This is a genomic window from Vibrio sp. 99K-1, from assembly GCF_013114585.1.
Taxonomy (GTDB): domain Bacteria; phylum Pseudomonadota; class Gammaproteobacteria; order Enterobacterales; family Vibrionaceae; genus Vibrio; species Vibrio chagasii_B.
This window is the reverse complement of record NZ_VTXF01000001.1, coordinates 298,030-316,798: the sequence shown is the minus strand read 5'-3', so window position 1 is coordinate 316,798 and position 18,769 is coordinate 298,030. Positions and strand designations below refer to the sequence as shown.

The 18,769-nt window shown below is 45.5% G+C and carries 19 protein-coding genes; 11 read left to right on the top strand and 8 right to left on the bottom strand.

What is annotated here, in order from left to right; genetic code table 11:
• Positions 1–164: 164 nt before the first annotated feature.
• The 3 genes from F0228_RS01420 to F0228_RS01410 form a co-directional block, all read right to left on the bottom strand.
• Positions 165–1,160 carry a membrane dipeptidase gene (locus F0228_RS01420; protein ID WP_048613377.1) on the bottom strand — a complete coding sequence of 332 codons (996 nt, stop codon included), beginning with the start codon at positions 1,158–1,160 and terminating at the stop codon, positions 165–167.
• Positions 1,161–1,325: 165 nt separating this feature from the next.
• A complete protein-coding gene (locus F0228_RS01415) occupies positions 1,326–2,786 on the bottom strand; it encodes an aldehyde dehydrogenase family protein (protein ID WP_061031078.1) in 1,461 nt (486 codons plus the stop codon).
• A gap of 187 nt (positions 2,787–2,973) precedes the next feature.
• A complete protein-coding gene (locus tag F0228_RS01410) occupies positions 2,974–3,372 on the bottom strand; it encodes a RidA family protein (RefSeq protein ID WP_004741170.1) in 399 nt (132 codons plus the stop codon).
• Between the two features lie 157 nt (positions 3,373–3,529).
• On the opposite strand from F0228_RS01410, the gene F0228_RS01405 reads away from it, so the two are divergent.
• The 10 genes from F0228_RS01405 to F0228_RS01360 all read left to right on the top strand — a co-directional run bounded on the left by F0228_RS01405 (position 3,530) and on the right by F0228_RS01360 (position 12,070).
• Positions 3,530–4,414 (top strand): LysR family transcriptional regulator, encoded by an 885-nt coding sequence (locus F0228_RS01405; RefSeq protein ID WP_105058091.1) that lies wholly within the window; start codon positions 3,530–3,532, stop codon positions 4,412–4,414.
• Positions 4,415–5,171: 757 nt separating this feature from the next.
• Entirely contained in the window at positions 5,172–5,573 is a 402-nt protein-coding gene (locus tag F0228_RS01400) for a hypothetical protein (protein ID WP_061031080.1), read from the top strand.
• Between the two features lies 1 nt (position 5,574).
• Positions 5,575–6,345, top strand: a complete 771-nt coding sequence (gene atpB / locus F0228_RS01395; protein ID WP_017060838.1) for a F0F1 ATP synthase subunit A — start codon at positions 5,575–5,577, stop codon at positions 6,343–6,345.
• Between the two features lie 47 nt (positions 6,346–6,392).
• Positions 6,393–6,629: a F0F1 ATP synthase subunit C gene (atpE, locus tag F0228_RS01390; protein WP_004730405.1), complete on the top strand. Its 237-nt coding sequence runs from the start codon at positions 6,393–6,395 to the stop codon at positions 6,627–6,629.
• A gap of 55 nt (positions 6,630–6,684) precedes the next feature.
• On the top strand, positions 6,685–7,155 hold the full coding sequence (locus F0228_RS01385) for a F0F1 ATP synthase subunit B (RefSeq protein WP_004741166.1): 471 nt from the start codon (positions 6,685–6,687) through the stop codon (positions 7,153–7,155).
• A gap of 11 nt (positions 7,156–7,166) precedes the next feature.
• Positions 7,167–7,718 (top strand): F0F1 ATP synthase subunit delta, encoded by a 552-nt coding sequence (locus F0228_RS01380; protein ID WP_004741165.1) that lies wholly within the window; start codon positions 7,167–7,169, stop codon positions 7,716–7,718.
• A gap of 8 nt (positions 7,719–7,726) precedes the next feature.
• Positions 7,727–9,268, top strand: coding sequence for a F0F1 ATP synthase subunit alpha (gene atpA / locus F0228_RS01375; RefSeq protein ID WP_061031082.1), 1,542 nt, complete (start codon positions 7,727–7,729; stop codon positions 9,266–9,268).
• Positions 9,269–9,314: 46 nt separating this feature from the next.
• Complete coding sequence (gene atpG / locus F0228_RS01370) at positions 9,315–10,184, top strand: F0F1 ATP synthase subunit gamma (RefSeq protein WP_061031083.1); 870 nt, start codon at positions 9,315–9,317, stop codon at positions 10,182–10,184.
• Between the two features lie 42 nt (positions 10,185–10,226).
• Entirely contained in the window at positions 10,227–11,612 is a 1,386-nt protein-coding gene (atpD, locus tag F0228_RS01365) for a F0F1 ATP synthase subunit beta (RefSeq protein ID WP_004741162.1), read from the top strand.
• 14 nt (positions 11,613–11,626) lie between these two features.
• A complete protein-coding gene (locus F0228_RS01360; protein WP_004741161.1) occupies positions 11,627–12,070 on the top strand; it encodes a F0F1 ATP synthase subunit epsilon in 444 nt (147 codons plus the stop codon).
• A 155-nt stretch (positions 12,071–12,225) separates the two neighbouring features.
• On the opposite strand, the gene F0228_RS01355 is transcribed toward F0228_RS01360, so the two are convergent.
• The gene (locus F0228_RS01355; protein WP_171761740.1) at positions 12,226–13,188 is read right to left on the bottom strand and encodes a nitrilase family protein; all 963 of its coding nucleotides are present in this window, start codon (positions 13,186–13,188) and stop codon (positions 12,226–12,228) included.
• 107 nt (positions 13,189–13,295) lie between these two features.
• Here F0228_RS01355 and F0228_RS01350 point away from each other — a divergent pair, with 107 nt between their 5' ends.
• Positions 13,296–14,189 carry a LysR family transcriptional regulator gene (locus tag F0228_RS01350; protein WP_171761739.1) on the top strand — a complete coding sequence of 298 codons (894 nt, stop codon included), beginning with the start codon at positions 13,296–13,298 and terminating at the stop codon, positions 14,187–14,189.
• Positions 14,190–14,310: 121 nt separating this feature from the next.
• Here the strand turns inward: F0228_RS01350 and F0228_RS01345 are convergent, their stop codons facing one another.
• From F0228_RS01345 to F0228_RS01330, 4 genes are all read right to left on the bottom strand, one after another.
• Positions 14,311–14,859, bottom strand: a complete 549-nt coding sequence (locus F0228_RS01345) for an RNA-binding S4 domain-containing protein (protein ID WP_171761738.1) — start codon at positions 14,857–14,859, stop codon at positions 14,311–14,313.
• Between the two features lie 126 nt (positions 14,860–14,985).
• Positions 14,986–16,605 carry a microcin C ABC transporter ATP-binding protein YejF gene (gene yejF / locus F0228_RS01340; RefSeq protein ID WP_105058086.1) on the bottom strand — a complete coding sequence of 540 codons (1,620 nt, stop codon included), beginning with the start codon at positions 16,603–16,605 and terminating at the stop codon, positions 14,986–14,988.
• Positions 16,606–16,614: 9 nt separating this feature from the next.
• The gene (locus F0228_RS01335; RefSeq protein WP_171761737.1) at positions 16,615–17,637 is read right to left on the bottom strand and encodes an ABC transporter permease; all 1,023 of its coding nucleotides are present in this window, start codon (positions 17,635–17,637) and stop codon (positions 16,615–16,617) included.
• Positions 17,638–17,668: 31 nt separating this feature from the next.
• Positions 17,669–18,757, bottom strand: coding sequence for a microcin C ABC transporter permease YejB (locus F0228_RS01330; RefSeq protein ID WP_061031098.1), 1,089 nt, complete (start codon positions 18,755–18,757; stop codon positions 17,669–17,671).
• Positions 18,758–18,769 lie beyond the last annotated feature (12 nt).

Below are 18,769 nucleotides of genomic sequence, written 5' to 3'. Positions count from 1 at the left end.
CTGCCCTATTGTTTTTTGTGTTGGGCAGGCTAATCCATGTTTGGGTTACCGCGTTGCGAAATAGACCGTTGTTCCTTTTGAATAGTGAAATTGGTTTAAGCAGCACTTGCTTATTGAACGTTTGTTAGAAGGCTGCTAATTCGATGATGGCTCGCGAGAAACCGTTAACCCTTACTTTGCGGCTCTAGGCCATCTTTCAAGAAGTTAAACCAGTTTTCTCCCAAGACTTGCCCAGCTTCAGACTCACTGAAACCATGACGCATCAATCCGTTATAAATATTTTCCATACCCGAACTACCACAGAACCAAGGCAACGCATCAGGCCAACCAGAGTTATTCGCAGAGCCTTCGCCGTAGTCCATCGCTTTAGACCAACGACCATTTCTCATCCATTCAAGGACAGCTTGAGGCTGGTTTAAGCATAGGTCACTACCAATACCGAGGTGTTCGACGCCAACCATGTCAGCAGTGGTCGCAACCATCTGACAGAAGTCTTCCAAGGTACATTGGCTGCCGTTTGGTAGGTGGAATGGGTATAAGCTGAATCCGATTAAGCCACCGCGTGCAGTGAGCGCTTTAATCACATCGTTTGATTTGTTACGAAGTGCATCATGAGCAAACGTCGGATTCGCGTGGCTGATACAAATAGGACGAGAAGACAAATCAATCGCTTCAAGTGTTGAGCGCTCGGCACTGTGAGACATATCGATGATCATGCCCACTCGGTTCATCTCTTCGATGGCTTGCTTACCAAAGCGAGTAATACCGGTATCGTTCTTCTCGTAACAACCTGTCGCCAATAAACTTTGGTTGTTGTACGTCAGTTGCATGATCAAAAGACCCTGCTTACGCATCACTTCGATAAGACCGATCTCATCATCGATTGGAGAACAGTTCTGAGCGCCTAAGAAAATGCCGACTTTGCCAGTTGCTTTTGCAGTCTCAACATCAGCCATTGAGTGAATCGGCATGATAAGGTCTGCATTCTGCTCGAATCTTAAGTTCCATTCTGCAAAGCGAGATAAGGTTTCACGAGCTGTCTCGTGGTAAACCGCGGTAGCGTGAACTGCTGTAATGCCGCTCGCCTTTAGTGTTTGGAAATATTCTCTGTTCCAATTGCAGTATTGCAATCCATCTATAACAATCCGTTGCTGGTACATAACCACTCCTATTGAAAGCTCAGTGTTCTAGCTCGGTTTTGAAAACACGCTCAGGTAGCATGTTTTCAAAAATGGGTTAAATCACTTATCTAAGTTTGTTTTCTGTTTTGGTTTGAATGTTGGCCTGACTCTGTGAATCAGGCCAATTCTTATATAGAAAGCAGATTAGTAAGGACGCTGGTAAGCCGTCTTCACTACTGTGTAGAACTCTTTTGCGTATTGACCTTGCTCACGAGGACCGAAGCTAGACTCTTTACGACCGCCAAACGGTACGTGGTAGTCGGTACCAGCGGTTGGTAGGTTAACCATCACACAACCAGTTTGAGCTTGTTGCTTGAACAGTGCGCTCGTACGTAGGCTTTGAGTGATGATGCCGCCAGTTAGGCCAAAGCGAGTATCGTTAGTTGTTGCAATCGCTTCGTCCAAGTCAGCCACTCGAATCACGCTTGCCATTGGTGCGAACACTTCCTCTTGGTTCACTTCCCAATCGTTCTTAGTGTTCAAGAACAACGTTGGAGACATATAGAAACCTTCGTGTTGCATGCTCAAGCGTTCGCCGCCGAATGCTAGCTCACCGCCACTTTGACGCGCTTTCTCAACCCAACCTAGGTTTGCTTCAAGCTGGTTTCCGTCAACAACTGGGCCCATGAAAACGCCTTCCTCTAATGCGTGACCCACTTTCAGCTCGCTCATACGTTTAATCAGTGCTTCAACGTACTGGTCGTGGATGCTATCCATAACAACAAGACGAGAAGACGCTGTACATTTTTGACCTGCACCAGAGAAAGAGCCTGCAATAGTTGCTTCAACTGCGGTTTGGATATCTGCATCATCAGCGATAACCAGCGCGTTCTTACTGCCCATTTCCAGTTGGCAACGAACGAAGTTTGGTGCGGTAGCCGCTGCCACTTTACGACCCGTGTCAACAGAACCGGTAAAGCTCACACCGTTCACTTCTTTAGAGTTAATCAGTGCATCACCTACCGTTGAACCGCTACCCAATACAAGGTTAAACGTACCTGCAGGGATACCTTGGCGATGGATGATCTCAGTAAGCGCAACCGCACTTGCTGGTGTTAGGTTTGCTGGTTTCCAGATAACACTGTTACCGAAAGCCAATGCTGGAGCAATTTTCCAAGCTGCTGTTGCTGTCGGGAAGTTCCAAGGAGAGATAATGCCGATAACGCCTACCGCTTCGCGAGTCACTTCAACAGAAACACCCGGGCGTACAGAATCTGCGTTGTCACCAATTTGGCGAAGCACTTCAGCCGCAAAGTATTGGAAGAACTGACCTGCACGGTAAATCTCACCGCGACCTTCAGCAAAAGGCTTACCCTCTTCACGAGATAGCAAAGTGCCCAGCTCATCACAACGGGCAATCAGCTCATCACCAATCGCTTGAAGCACCGCTTGCTTGCGTTCAATCGGCGTTTTTTCCCACTCTGGTTGAGCGTGTTTCGCCGCTGAAATCGCTTGTTGAACTTGCTCAGCACTTGCTTGTGCAAAGTTACCGATGTTTTCAGAAATATCTGATGGGTTAATGTTCGCTACGGTGCTTACACCCGCTTGCCATTCGCCGCCAATGTAAAGTGCGTTTTCTGCTTGAACATTCTGTAAGTGAGTCATCATTCTGTCCTTGTAACGTTAGGTTGCGGTTGAGTCTGGCAACCATCGGATTAATTAATAAATTGTTAATTTATATAGAGAATAAGTATTAATTTTGTATCTAGACGTAAAACTATTCGCTTGTATCAGTAAAGATCTGCGTAGACAAACAGCTTTGATTGGCAAATTGCCTCAGTTCACAGTCCATTTATTCAGGTTGAGACGCCGATGCATAAACCACGAACTCAACCAACATCTCTTCTCTAGCTAGCCCTGCAACAACGACTGCTGCACGATTTGGATAAGGTGCGTTGAAGTATTCTCCGTATACGCTGTTTACCGTTTTCAGGTATTCACGGTCAGTCACGTAAATCAGAACCTGCAGCACGGAATCCATCGATTCGCCTGCACACTCCAAGGTATGAACAAGGTTGTTAAAAGTCTGACGCGTTTGCGCTTCAATACCGCCTTCTACTACTGCGCCCGTTTCATCAATTGGAATCTGAGCCGTGTATAGAGTGCCGTTATTAACGATTGCCCACTCTAGTGGTGCTTTTGAAGCAAAAAGAGCGGTTTTTACTGGGTGTTTTTTAGTTTGTGCGTTCACGATTTCATCCAACTTTGTAACAACTATGTTTCAAGATAGTTAAATACTGCACCTTGACGCCTGATAAATCTAACGGTAAATTTTGTGCATTTGATAAATAAAATCTATCACCTTACAAAAAGTAAGATATAGCAAGGGCTAGAGAGGGATCGAAGTCATGAGTATTAAGCTACAACAGTTAAAACATTTTGTTTTAGTGGTCGAAGAAGGTGGATTTCGTGCCGCCTCTCACCGAGCAAATCGCTCTCAAGCGGCACTGTCTACTTCAATAAAAGAGCTTGAGAAGATACTTGGTCAGCCACTGTTTGAAACAGGCAACAAATCTACACTGACACCTTTTGGTGAAATATGCCTACCAAAAATCATTCAATTCTTGAATGTTTACAAAGCATTAGACAACGACTTACGTGCAGCGGCGGCTGGGCAACAAGGAAGAGTTCGAATAGCGAGCGTGCCTTCGGTGGCAGCCAAATTGATCCCTAGCGTGTTAGGGGCCTTTTGTGAGCAATACCCGAATGTAGAAGTGAGTTTGATTGACGATAATGCGGCAGGTGTAGAAGCACGATTACTCTCTGGAGAAGTAGATGTCGCCCTAGGCAACACCTCCCATTTAGAAGAAGAGAGTATCGACTTCACCCCACTTCTTTCCGATCCTATCGGTGTGGTCTGCTTAAAGGACAACCCTATCGCCGCTCAACCTGAAGGGATCGAATGGCAAACTCTGTTAAAACAGCCCTTCATTCGTAACGGGACTTGCACCCTACTCGATCCAACACCTGCACGTATGCTCAGCGAACAAGCCCTGTATTCCGTAGAGAACATTACTTCTCTGTTTTCAGTGTTGGAACTAGGCATTGGGGTAACCACGCTGCCTAAGCTTGCTTTTCCAACCAATGAAACACGTTTAGTGTGGATTCCTTTGATCGACCCGCCGTTACAGCGACAAATTGGAATATTCCGACTGTCTGACCGTACTATCTCACCCCAAGCGCAAGCTTTTCATGACTTGTGTATTCAATATCTGAGCTATGAAGCTTCATAAACAAGGTTTAGCAAATGGCAGTGCTGCACTGCCATTTGTTGCTTCAAAATACGCTTTATCTGGCCGCATCAACCACTATCAACAAGCTCTTAAGTGGAGTTTGAACTTCATAAAAACGGTTTTAACACTCTCAATTCTTCCCCTTACCATCCAATCTAACCGGCCATAAATACCTCGATGAGTAACAAAAATGCGGATAACCATTGATGTAACACAGTTTTTCCACGCTTCATGAGTAATAAATAAAAAATATATATTTCTGCGTTAATAAACGCACGCCGCTCCCTATAAATAACCAAATAGTGATGAATTAACACATCTAGAGTCCGACTCTAACTCTGATGAAAAGTTAATTTAAGTGTCTGAAAAATATAAATTGATTACCTTAAACACACGTGGCTTGACCCTGATTTATTCGAGCAGTTATCAATACTTAAAGTTATCAGTAAATCATCTGAAATATTCATGATTATAGTGACAGAATTATTACTTTCATAAATGGAAAACACCCATTTCAAAAATGGAATTATTGATGTCGATATTTGTCGTTTTGATCACATAATTTTAGGCGTAGTTTATATTTTGTCGAAACGAGAGCGAATTAGTTTATATCGTTCTATTTCGTCAGGAGATATAAAACCAGCAAGATTATCTCTTTGTTAACAAGCAAAGTTTTATTAACAAGTAAATGCGAGTAGCAAGACATATTCAAACTGTGTTTTATATGAGCTTACACTGTTAAATATAAGGTTTTATTATGAGGCTTAATGGGATAAGTGGTGACATTCTTGTTGCTGCTAAAAGAGTTGTTCTCTGCCAAGTAGTATTAGCCGTCGGTGTAGTTTTATATGAAGTGTTTTTTGGTAATAAAGTAGATATGGAATCGTCGGCTTTGGGTATCGTTATTGCGATGCTACCTCCGCTGTTTGGTTTTATATATGCAAGCCTAAAGGTGCGCAAGAATCCTAATTATAGTTTACGTGACTTAATGCAAATGAGTCGTGTCGTGAAAATAACTTATACGTTCTTAATGTTTATCTTGGCGTTCCAGTTTTTCAAATTGGATAACCCAGTAATATTGTACGCATATATTCTCACTATGGTTGGGTACTTCTTAACACCATTTATTACTGCCTCTACAAGATCGGAGTACGTGTAGTATGGATCAAGTAACTACCGCTCACGAATACATAGAGCATCACTTAACCTTCTTAACTACAGGTGATGGTTTCTGGGCGTTCAACATCGACTCGATGTTGGTATCTTGGATTACGGGTTTACTGTTTATTGGAGCTTTTCGATACGTAGTGACTAAGGGCACCAGCGGTGTTCCAGGTCGATTTCAATGTTTTATCGAACTGATATTTGATTTTGTAAACAACCTAGTAAAAGAGATTTTTCAAGCGGAGGATAAATTAATAGGGCCACTGGCATTAACCACTTTTGTTTGGGTGTTGTTAATGAACGCGGTCGATTTATTACCAATAGATTTCATACCAGCATTAAGTCGTGCAATGGGTCTAGAACACTTTAGAGATCTACCAACGGCGGACGTAAATATTCCAATGTCGATGGCACTCGGTGTATTTATCTTACTGTTGACTTATACATTTAAAAATAAAGGATTGAAAGGCTTTATCAAAGAGCTTACTACGCAGCCATTTGATAACCCTCTTTTATACCCTGTTAACTTAGTTCTTGAATTAATAACATTAATTTCAAAACCTATATCACTAGGCTTACGATTATTTGGAAACATGTATGCAGGTGAGATGATATTTATTCTGATCGCATTAATGCCATGGTGGATGCAATGGGCACTGAGTGTTCCTTGGGCACTATTCCACATATTAATCGTATTCTTGCAAGCATTTATATTTATGGTACTGACCGTTGTTTATTTAGGTATGGCAACAGAAGAACACCACTAATTAATAACTAAAAAATTTAACTAACAAATTATTTATCGGAGATACAAATGGATATCGTAAGCGCAGTTTTATATGTAGCAGGTGCATTACTGATTGGTTTAGGTGCGGCAGGTGCAGCGTCAGGTATTGGTAATTTGGCAGGTAAATACCTTGAAGGTGTTGCTCGTCAACCAGACCTTACCCCAATGCTTCGTACTCAATTCTTCATCATGATGGGTCTTGTGGATGCAGTACCAATGATCGGTGTTGGTATCGGTCTATACATCATCTTCGCCGTGGCTTAATCAAAAAGCTTTGAAAAGATCGATTTGTAATTAATCAAGATTTAGCGAGGAAGGTATGAACTTAAATGCAAGCATGTTCGGGCAAGCAATCTCATTCGTGATTTTTGTTTGGCTATGCATGAAATATGTATGGCCCCCTCTCACCGCAATGTTAGACGAGCGCCAAAAAGAAATTGCTGATGGTTTACGCCATTCAGAGAATGCAGCGAAAGAACTAGAACTAGCAAAATCCAATGGCGCACAACTGGTCGAAGATGCAAAACGCAACGTCACTGAACTGATTGAACAAGGCAAAAAACGCCGCAATGAAATCATCAGCTTAGCGCACGAAGAAGCCGAGCAAGAAAAAGCTCGCATCTTAGAGCAAGGCAGAGCCGAACTAGAGAGTGAGCGTCAAAAGTTACGTCGTGAACTTCAGGCAGACATGGCAGACGCTGTTATTCAAAGTGCACAGAAACTGATCAACAAAAACCTAGATTCAGAAACGAACCGAGCGTTAGTTGATCAACTCATTAGCGAACTGTAAGCGGAGGCAGTATGTCAGATTACACCAATATTGCTCATCCCTACGCCAAAGCCTCATTCGACTTTGCTTTGGGTGAAAACAAGTTACAAGAGTGGCACTCGATGCTTTCGATTCTTGTGGCAGTAACGGAAGAAGAGGCGATCGCTGATCAGATTATCTCAGCAGAAGGGGCAAGCGCCCAACAAACTGAACAGCTCGCCAATCTCATCATTCACGTTTGCCAAGGGTTGGTTGATGAACACGTTATCAACCTAATTCGAGTGTTGGCTGAGAATGGTCGCCTTTCCGTCGTAAAAGACTTGTTTAGCTTGTTCAGCGAGCTGAAGGACGAACATGAACGTGTAATTCCTGTCACTGTCACCAGCTCAGAATGCCTTACATCAGGTCAAGTTACCTCATTAACGGCTGCACTTGAGAAGAAATTAGAGCGTCAGGTTGAATTAGAACAGGTGATTGACGACTCACTGGTCGGTGGGATCGTCATCAAGGCGGGTGAAACCGTTATCGATGGTTCATTGAACACATCAATAAGCCGATTAGCTAATCAACTTCACGCGAGATAGGTAATAAAATGCAATTAAATTCAAATGAAATTAGTGATCTAATTAGAGAACGAATCTCGCAATTTAACGTGAGCACTGAAGCTCGCAACGAAGGCACTATCGTATCGGTTCGTGATGGCATCATCACAATCAACGGTCTTGCAGATGTGATGCAAGGCGAGATGATTGAACTACCTGGCGGCAAATACGCACTTGCACTTAACCTAGACACCCACTCTGTTGGTGCGGTGGTAATGGGCCCTTACATTGACCTTTCTGAAGGCATGAAAGTAAAAGGCACTGGGCGTATCTTGGAAGTACCTGTAGGTAACGGGCTTCTGGGCCGTGTAGTAAATACCCTAGGTGAGCCGATTGATGGTAAAGGCCCCGTAAGTTGTGACCGTCTTGACCCAGTAGAAGTGATTGCCCCTGGTGTAATTGAACGTAAGTCTGTAGACCAGCCAATTCAGACTGGCTACAAAGCGGTAGATACCATGGTGCCTATCGGTCGTGGTCAACGTGAACTGATCATTGGTGACCGTCAGACAGGTAAAACGGCACTAGCAATCGATGCCATCATCAACCAAAAAGATTCAGGCATTAAATGTGTGTATGTGGCGATTGGTCAAAAAGCGTCAACCATCGCTAACGTGGTTCGCAAGCTCGAAGAGCACGACGCACTTAAAAACACCATCGTGGTTGTCGCATCAGCATCAGAATCAGCAGCGCTTCAATACCTAGCACCCTACGCGGGTTGCACCATGGGCGAATACTTCCGTGACCGTGGTGAAGATGCACTGATCATCTACGATGACCTATCCAAACAAGCAGTCGCATACCGCCAAATCTCATTGCTACTTAAACGCCCACCGGGTCGTGAAGCCTTCCCTGGCGACGTATTCTACCTTCACTCACGCCTGCTAGAACGCGCAGCACGAGTCAATGCAGAGTATGTAGAGAAGTTCACTAACGGTGAAGTGAAAGGCCAAACAGGCTCATTAACCGCGCTGCCTATTATTGAAACTCAAGCGGGTGACGTATCGGCATTCGTACCAACCAACGTAATCTCGATTACCGACGGTCAGGTTTTCCTACAGACTCAGCTATTTAACGCAGGCTTACGTCCAGCCGTTGACCCAGGCATCTCGGTATCTCGTGTGGGTGGTGCTGCCCAGTGCAAGATCATCAAGAAGCTATCTGGCGGTATCCGTACTTCGCTGGCTCAATACCGTGAATTGGCGGCATTCGCTCAGTTCTCTTCTGATCTAGATGAGATGACGCGCAAGCAACTTGACCATGGTGAGCGTGTGACTGAACTGATGAAGCAAAAGCAGTACTCCCCTATGTCGGTTGCAGAGCAAGCTACTGTGATTTACGCGGCTGAAAAAGGCTACTTAGTCGACGTTGAGCTAAACAACCTAGCCCGCTTCGAAGAAGAGCTGATCGCGTACGCCAAAGCTCAAAACCCAGCGCTGATCGACAAGATTAACGCGACAGGTGATTACAACGACGAAATCGATAGCGCTCTTAAAGAGATTCTAGAAGGTTTTGTTGGGATGAAAGCTTGGTAAGTGCTCCGGTTTGTTAGCTGGAAACAAAAACAAATAGGAGCAGATTATGGCAAGTACTAAAGAAATTCGCACCAAGATAGCCAGTGTTAGTAACACTCAGAAAATCACAAGTGCAATGGAAATGGTCGCGGCAAGTAAGATGCGTAAGGTTCAAGACAACATGACGCAGACGCGACCATATGCCGAAAACATGCGTAAGGTTATCTCCCATGTTGCATCAGGGTCGCTGGAATACCAGCACCCTTACCTTCAACAGCGTGAACCTAAGCGCGTGGCTTACATCATTATTTCGTCTGACCGCGGCTTATGTGGTGGCTTGAACTCCAACTTGTTCAAGAAAGTGCTGGAAGAAATGGAGCAATGGAGTGCTAAAGGCGTTGAGGTAGAAACCACCTTAATTGGTTCAAAAGCTATCTCATTTTTCCAACGCGGCGGCAATGTTATCGCACAAACCTCAGGCCTAGGTGACGCACCAAAGTTAGAAGACATCTTAGGTACGGTTAACGCGATGCTTGGTCACTATGACGAAGGCAAAATCGACAGCTTGTACTTAGTTTACAACCAGTTCGTTAACACCATGGTTCAGGCTCCAACGACTTTACAGCTTCTACCCCACCCTTCTGACTCAGAGGCAGACGGTGAAGCCAAGAAAGCGCGTCGTTGGGACTACATCTATGAACAAGCGCCAAGAGACATACTCTCTGAACTGTTACACCGATACATCGAATCTCAAGTGTATCAAGGCATCGTTGAGAGCATCGCCTGTGAGCAAGCTGCACGAATGGTAGCCATGAAAGCCGCTACCGACAACGCTGGTCAGCTCATCGATGATTTGCAGTTGGTGTACAACAAGGCACGACAAGCTGCCATTACCCAAGAACTGAGTGAAATCGTCTCAGGTGCTCAAGCTGTCTAAGGGCAGGAAGAGCGGGTCAGAATAGAATTTGAGGAATTACACATGAGTGTTGGAAAAATAGTAAAAGTGATCGGCGCGGTGGTCGACGTCGAGTTTAGCGGCAATAACAGCCCACGCGTTTATGATGCATTGAAAGTCACTAGCGACGAAGCAAGCTCGCTGGTATTAGAAGTTCAACAGCAACTCGGCGGCAACATTGTTCGCTGTATTGCGATGGGTACATCAGACGGCTTACGTCGTGGCCTAACTGTTGAAAACACAGGTTCTCCAATCACAGTTCCAGTCGGTGAAGAAACACTAGGCCGTATCATGAACGTGCTTGGCCAACCTATCGATGAATGTGGCGAAATCGGCCAAAAAGAGAACTACGAGATCCACCGCGAAGCCCCTTCTTATGAAGAACAAGCTAACAGCACTGAATTGCTTGAGACAGGTGTTAAGGTTATCGACCTTATCTGTCCATTCGCTAAGGGTGGTAAAATTGGTCTGTTTGGTGGTGCCGGTGTAGGTAAAACCGTCAACATGATGGAGCTTATCAACAACATCGCCAAAGCTCACTCAGGTTTGTCTGTATTTACCGGTGTAGGTGAACGTACTCGTGAAGGTAACGACTTCTACTACGAAATGAAAGAAGCCGGCGTACTAGACAAAGTTGCCATGGTTTACGGCCAAATGAACGAGCCACCGGGTAACCGTCTACGTGTTGCGCTTACTGGCCTAACTATGGCTGAACGCTTCCGTGATGAAGGCCGTGACGTACTCTTATTCATCGATAACATCTACCGTTACACGCTTGCAGGGACAGAAGTATCTGCGCTATTAGGTCGTATGCCTTCAGCGGTAGGTTACCAGCCAACATTGGCGGAAGAGATGGGTGTACTTCAAGAGCGCATCACGTCAACAAAACAGGGCTCTATCACCTCTATCCAAGCGGTATACGTACCTGCGGATGACTTGACTGACCCATCACCAGCAACCACCTTTGCTCACTTAGATGCGACCGTTGTACTGTCTCGTAACATCGCAGCACTGGGTCTATACCCTGCGATTGACCCGCTAGATTCAACGTCACGTCAATTGGACCCACTGATCGTAGGCCAAGAGCACTACGACATTGCACAAACGGTTCAAACTACGCTGCAACGCTACAAAGAGCTAAAGGACATCATCGCGATTCTTGGTATGGATGAGCTTTCTACAGAAGATAAGCAGGTCGTATCTCGCGCTCGTAAGATTGAACGTTTCTTAACTCAGCCTTACCACGTAGCGGAAGTCTTTACCGGTCAGAAAGGTGTGTTTGTACCACTCAGCGAAACGCTAAGAGGCTTCAAAGGCCTATTGAATGGTGAATACGACGACATTCCAGAGCAAGCATTCTTGTACTGTGGCTCTATCGACGAAGTGCTTGAAAAAGCGAAATCACTCTAACAGGTAGGTGCATCATGGCTATTGGAATTACAGACAATACATTTCAACTTAATATCGTAAGTGCGGAAGGTACGCTGTTTTCAGGGCCGGCATATGCCCTAGCCGTTTCTGGAGCAGATGGTGAACTCGGGATTCGTCCCGGTCACTCCCCGCTTCTCAGCAAAATAAAACCGGGCGTGACGGTATTTGTCACCGACCCAAAAGCAGAAGATGAAGTACTTTATGTGTCTGGTGGGATGATTGAAGTTCAACCGGATGTGGTAACGGTGTTGGCCGATACCGCTTTGCACGCAAAAGACATTGACCGCGCTCGCGCTGAAGAAGCTAAACACGCTGCCCTAGAAAACATCAATAAGGGCAACGTAGACGTTAACTTCGCACAAGCTCAGCTTGAACTAGCAAAAGCGATTGCTCAACTTAGAGCTGCGGATCTTACTTCGTCTCGAACTCGCCACTAAACATAGGCAATTGCTTATCCCAGTGTAGATAGTCTCCCCACTTAAAAACGATTTAAGTGGGGAGACTAAATTAAGAGCTAAAGACCGATCCCTTCCCCACTTCCCCATTAATCACTCGCTTGATTCACTCACTTTCTCCACCAGCAACTTCAACATTATTTCTCTGCAAAACGCGCTTGGTGTGGGTCCAGTTCATGTCCGAGCGGCTGCGTCAGTGAATGATAAAGCTCAGGCTTGCGACCACGAATCCAACGTCTCCCGGTGCACATCTCTAACTCTTGCGCTTGCAAACCCGCAACCACCATATCGTCATCAACGCTGTCCGTCTCTGTGATGATCTCCCCATAAGGGCTTAGGATCATCGCATTGCCCGTTCTTACTTCATCCATATCAACGCCAACACCGTTACTGAACACCACAAACATGCCATTATCGTGCGCTCTTGCCGGTAACCAACGCATTAGCCATTCGCGCCCATTCTTGCCCTGCATTTCAGCACGAATCGCCTCTGTGTTTTCATCTCGGTTTAACCATAAATCTGGGTCAATTCGCTTCATCGCATTGGGGCTACGCGAGTGGCAACCGCCCGTTTGATGTGGTGCAATCAATATATCGGCACCTTTCAAAGCGGTAATTCGAACGTTCTCAACCAAGTTATTATCCCAACAAATCAAGATCCCGACTTTGCAACCGTGGGGCGTATCGAACACCGTGTATTGATCGCCGCTGCTCATATATGGGCTTACGAACGTGTGCAATTTGCGATGTTTCTGTACCTCACCATTTGGCATCGCGAAGACATACGTATTGTATAACTCACCATCAATACCCTGCTCTATCAAGCCAGCACCAACACTCATTCCAAATCGTGTTGCTAGTGCAACCAGCTGTTGAGTGGATTCACCGCTCGGTACTGGCTCCGCGAGAGCTTCGATTTCGTCTCGCGACAAAGCAGACACATACCAGTAGCCAGTAATACACATCTCTGGGAAGCTAATGATCTCGACACCACTGTCCGCCGCTTGTTGAACGTAATGCTCAATCACCGATAAGTTGTACGCCTTGTCGCCGGCATGATGGTTAAACTGAACCGATGCTACTTTGATGTCTCTTTTCATGATTCGTCCTCAAATTTTCGCTTTATCCGATTTGCTATGGAGCCAGTATAAAAAATCGCTTCAATTCCATATAATGAAAGATATTCGTAGTTCAATGAGCGTTTGGAATGGAATTTGATTTACTGAAGGCATTTTGTCAGCTGGCTAAGTCGGGAAATTATCGTTTAGCTTCAGAGCAGCTCTACATTACTCAATCGGCACTCACCAAAAAGATTCAGCGGCTTGAATCCAATATTGGGGCGAGCCTGTTCTCTCGCGGCAGAAATGGCGCCGAACTGACGCATGCAGGCAAAACCTTACTGGCAGAAGCCCAACGCTTGGTCGATTCAATGCAAGCCTTTCAGCAGCTTTCTGGCTCGGTGGTCAATGGGACAGAGGGGCATTTAAACATTGGATTTGGCGTGTCCACTTATCACGAGGCACCTAAGATGATTGCTGCGTACAAGCAACAGCAGCCAAATGTTCACATCACCTTGAATGACACTCCTTCTAAGCAACAGACGGATGAGTTATTGACTCACGAACTCGATATCAGCTTCAATCGTATCCCCGATTCATCCGTTCTAAACAGCCTAACGCTTTTCGATGACTCCCTTGTGATTGCGATACACAAAGATCTTCTCAAGCAAGCGCCAAGCAAAACTCTGATTATCTCTGAGTTAGCGAAATGGCCTTACCTAAAGCTCGCCCAACATCGTGGACCCGGACTAGACAAACAGATCCAGCAATATTGCCTCGCCAATAATATCGAGCTATCAAAGACACAAGAAGCTGACGATATTCTTACCTTGCTAGCCTTAGTATCGGCCAATATTGGCTTTACCATAGTACCGAGCAGCGCGCAGCAGATAAGCAACACCAAAGTTGAATTCATTGCATTACAAGGTGAACATGCCACTTGGCCTGTCGGATTGATATGGAATGGAGAGAGTGAGAACCCACTCAGGGATAGGTTTGTAGATTTTGTGGCGAAGCAAAGCGAAATTAAAGCCAAACGCTGAATTTCAAACAAAAAAGGCTCACTATCAAAGTGAGCCTTTTAGTATCTCGCAAGCGCTAAAAATATGTAGCGCAGCTAATAAGCTATAAAAGAGTTTCAGACCAGCAGTTTAGAGCTGCAAATTAGAAGAATTCGATAGAATTACGGCCGCTTTTGTCGTCACGTGTTGGCTTTGGCGTGTCCGCTTTCTTTTTCGGCTTGTTTTCTTTCTTCTTCTCTTTTTTCTGTTTCTTAGGTTCAGCTTTAGCGCTTAGCATATCTGCAGTGCTGCGCTGTGATTCTTTCTTGCTTGAACCCTTTTTAGACTGGCCTTTTTTCGACTTGTTGTCTTTCTTAGCCGCTTCTTTTTTCTTTGGTTTATCTTCTACTTCTTGTACTGGCTGGTCACAGCACACTACATAGTATTCTTGGTTAAACTCAAAGAAGTCACCATCGTACATTTTACGACGCTTACGTGTTTCCAGCTCACCGTTTACCGCAACGTAACCTTCAGAGATGACATGCTTGGCTTCGCCACCGCCACTCACTAGGTTCGCGATCTTGAACACCTTGTAAAGCTCAATCGGCTGAGATGATACATCGACACCAATCGCCTCGATTTCAATCTCTTCGCCTTCTGCGCCGTGCTCGTAACCTTCGTAGTCAGCGTCTTCGTATTGTTCTTGGTCCATGGTGACCTCTACCTAAATATGTACTTCTGAAATATTGGGCGCAGTGTAATCGTAAAACCACTAAATGACCATGTTGAATTCAACCTGATCGCCCTTGTTATAAAGAATAGTGCTTCTATTGGCGACTTACACGCCACCCACGTTCGAGAGGCTCACCAACTGTTTGGTGTATTCGTGTTGAGGAGCGCTAAACAGCGTCTCAGTGTCACCTTTCTCTATCACCTCACCCGCTTTCATCACTATGGTGTAATGACATAGGGATTTGACGACGTTCAGGTCGTGACTGATGAACAGGTACGTAAGATCGTACTTTTCTTGTAGTGACTTCAGTAGATCCAGCACTTGCGCTTGAACGGTTCTGTCTAACGAAGATGTAGGCTCATCTAACAAGATAAACTCTGGTTTCAGAATCAGTGCTCGCGCAATCGCAATGCGCTGTCTTTGACCGCCCGAAAATTCATTTGGGTAACGGTGACGTGTTTCAGGGTCAAGGTCGACCTCTTTCATCACATCACAGATCCGTTGGTCCAGTTCGGTCTCATCCAGCTGCTGATGGACGCGTAAGCCTTCACCAATCACTTGTGCCACCGACATTCTTGGATTCAACGCAGAGAATGGGTCTTGAAAGACGACTTGCATACGGCTTCGAAATGGTAGCATCTGCTGGCGGTTTAGCCCTTGAAGCTGCTCGCTTTCATAAGTGATCGAACCTTCACTCTCCACCAGCTTTAATATCGCCATACCTGTAGTCGACTTACCCGAACCACTCTCACCCACTAAGCCAATGGAGTGCCCTTTCTTAAGGGTGAACTCCATATCAGTGACCGCTTTTATGTGCGAAATAGTACGCTTAAATAGGCCACCCGTGATCGGGAACCAAACTCGAAGTTGATCTACATCGAGTAGCGGTTTGCTGTCGGGTGACACAGGCACAGGCAAGCCTTTCGGGTCTGAATTGATTAGCTTTTGTGTGTAAGGGTGAGCTGGCGCATTAAACAGTGTCTGGCAGTCGTTGCTTTCGACAAGACGACCATCTTTCATCACCGCAACTCTATCGGCAATCTTACGAACAATACTCAAATCATGGGTGATAAACAGCATCGCCATGCCAAGCTCTTGCTGCAGGTCTTTTAGCAAGTCGAGGATCTGCGCTTGCACCGACACATCCAGTGCAGTCGTTGGCTCGTCAGCAATAAGCAGCTCTGGCTCATTAATCAGTGCCATCGCGATCATCACACGCTGACGCTCACCTCCAGATAACTCATGCGGATAGGCTAATATTTTTTGCTCTGGATGACGGATACCTACTTTAGATAACCACTCTATCGCCAAGGCTTGCGCTTTATTTGTGCGCATACCGCGGTGAATAGCGAGGGTTTCAACCAACTGCTTGCCGATTCGATGAAGCGGATTCAGTGACACCATCGGCTCTTGGAAGATCATCCCGATGCGACCACCACGAATACCGCGCAGTTGCCTCTCAGAACAACTCAAGATGTCGCTACCAGAGAAGTTAATCTTTCCGCTCAAGTAATGCGACGAGCCTTTAGGCAGTAGCTTTAAGATCGAGTTAGCCGTCACCGATTTACCCGAGCCACTCTCTCCCACCAGCGCCAGTGTTTCACCTTTGTATATTTCGAGCGAAACATCGTGTGTTACCTGCTCTATCGCCTTCTTTCTTCCAAAACCCACAGACAGTTTATCTATGGTTAGCACTGGAGAAGCAGGAGCTGTATTTGAAGTCATAACCTATCCTTACTTCTGTTGGTGTGGGTCGAAGGCATCACGTACCGCTTCACCGACGAAGACAAGTAACGTAAGCATCAAAGAAAGTACAACGAACGCGGAAATACCAAGCCAAGGCGCTTGTAAGTTAGCTTTACCTTGCGCCAAGAGCTCACCTAACGAAGGCGACCCCGCAGGAAGACCAAAGCCCAAGAAATCTAACGACGTCAGCGTGGTCACCGAACCAGACAAGATAAACGGCATCATAGTTAGGGACGCAACCATAGCGTTCGGCAACATGTGACGAAGCATAATGCGTTTGTCATCGACGCCCATCGCTTGTGCCGCACGTACATAGTCGAAGTTACGACAACGTAAGAACTCAGCGCGAACAATGCCCACCAAACTCATCCAGCTAAACAGCACCATAATCCCCAGCAACCACCAGAAATTCGGCTCGATAAAACTCGACAAAATAATCAGCAAGAACAAGGTCGGCATTCCGGACCACACCTCGATGAAACGTTGCCCAAACAGGTCAACCCAACCGCCGTAATAACCTTGTGTAGCCCCAACGACCACACCAATGACACTTGAAACAATCGTCAGAACAAAACCAAAGAGTACCGAGATACGAAAGCCGTAAATAATTCTCGCCAACACATCTCGCCCTTTGTCATCTGTCCCTAACCAGTTAACCGAGTCAGGCTCCGATGGTACCGCGCCTGCGATATCAAAGTTGATAGTGTCGTAGCTAAAAGGAATGATGGGCCATACGATATAGCCACTCTCTTCAATGAGGTCGATTACATACGGGTCTTTATAGTCGGCTTCGGTTTCAAACTCCCCACCGAATTCTGTCTCTGCGTATTCATTAATGACAGGCACAAACCATTGATTGTCATAAGAAACCAATAATGGCTTATCGTTCGCGATGATTTCAGCGAACAGGCTCAAGCCAAACAAGATGGTAAATATCCAAAGGGAGATAAAACCACGCTTATTTGCTTTAAAACGTAACCAACGAGCTTGAGCTAAAGGGTTGTTAAACATTTATTATCAATACCTTGTTATTCGTTCGCCATTAACGCGCTTCAAAATCAATTCGAGGATCAACCCAAGTATAAGTCAGGTCGGAGATAATACTCAGAACCAAGCCTAATAAGGTCATGATATAGAGAGAACTGAACACCACGGGATAGTCACGTTGAATGGTCGACTCAAAGCCAAGTAAACCAATGCCTTCAAGTGAAAACATCACTTCAATCAACATAGAACCCGTGAAGAAAATACTAATAAATGCGCTTGGGAAACCGGCAATAATGATCAACATCGCGTTACGGAAAACGTGTTTGTAGAGAATACTGTTCTCGTCCAAACCTTTCGCTCGTGCCGTTACCACATATTGCTTGTTAATTTCATCAAGGAAGGAGTTTTTGGTCAGCATGCTGAGCGTGGCAAAACCACCGATCACCATGGCGAAAATAGGCAATGCTAAGTGCCAGAAATAGTCACCGATTTGCTGATACCAATTGAGTTGGTCGAAGTTGCTCGATACTAACCCTCGCAAAGGGAACCAACTGAAGTAGTTACCGCTGGCAAATAAGATAATCAGAATGATAGCAAACAAGAAGCCAGGGACCGCATAACCGACAATCACCACCGCGCTCGACCAAATATCAAAACGAGAGCCGTGGTGTATCGCCTTCATAATGCCCAGAGGTATCGAAATCACGTAAATGATTAACGTACTCCAAAGCCCCAGAGAAATAGAGACGGGCAAGCGCTCGATGATTAAATCGATAACATTACCGCCCTTAAACAGGCTTTCACCAAAGTTAAAGGTCGCGTAGTTTTTCAACATCTCAAAGTAGCGAACGTGAATCGGCTTATCAAAACCAAACTGCTTTTTGATCTCTTCAACCACTTCCGGATCCAGCCCGCGTGAGCCTTTATAGCCACTAGCAGACGCTTGATCACTCTCGCTTAAATCAACCTCTTGTCCACCACCAGAAAAGCGCTCCATAATACCAGAGTTATGCCCTTCTAATTGCGCCACAGCCTGCTCTACAGGCCCGCCTGGCGCAATCTGAATGATGAAAAAGTTAATCGTGATGATCGCCCACAGCGTGGGGATCACCAACAACAAACGTCGAAATATATACGCAGCCATGCTAACTAACTC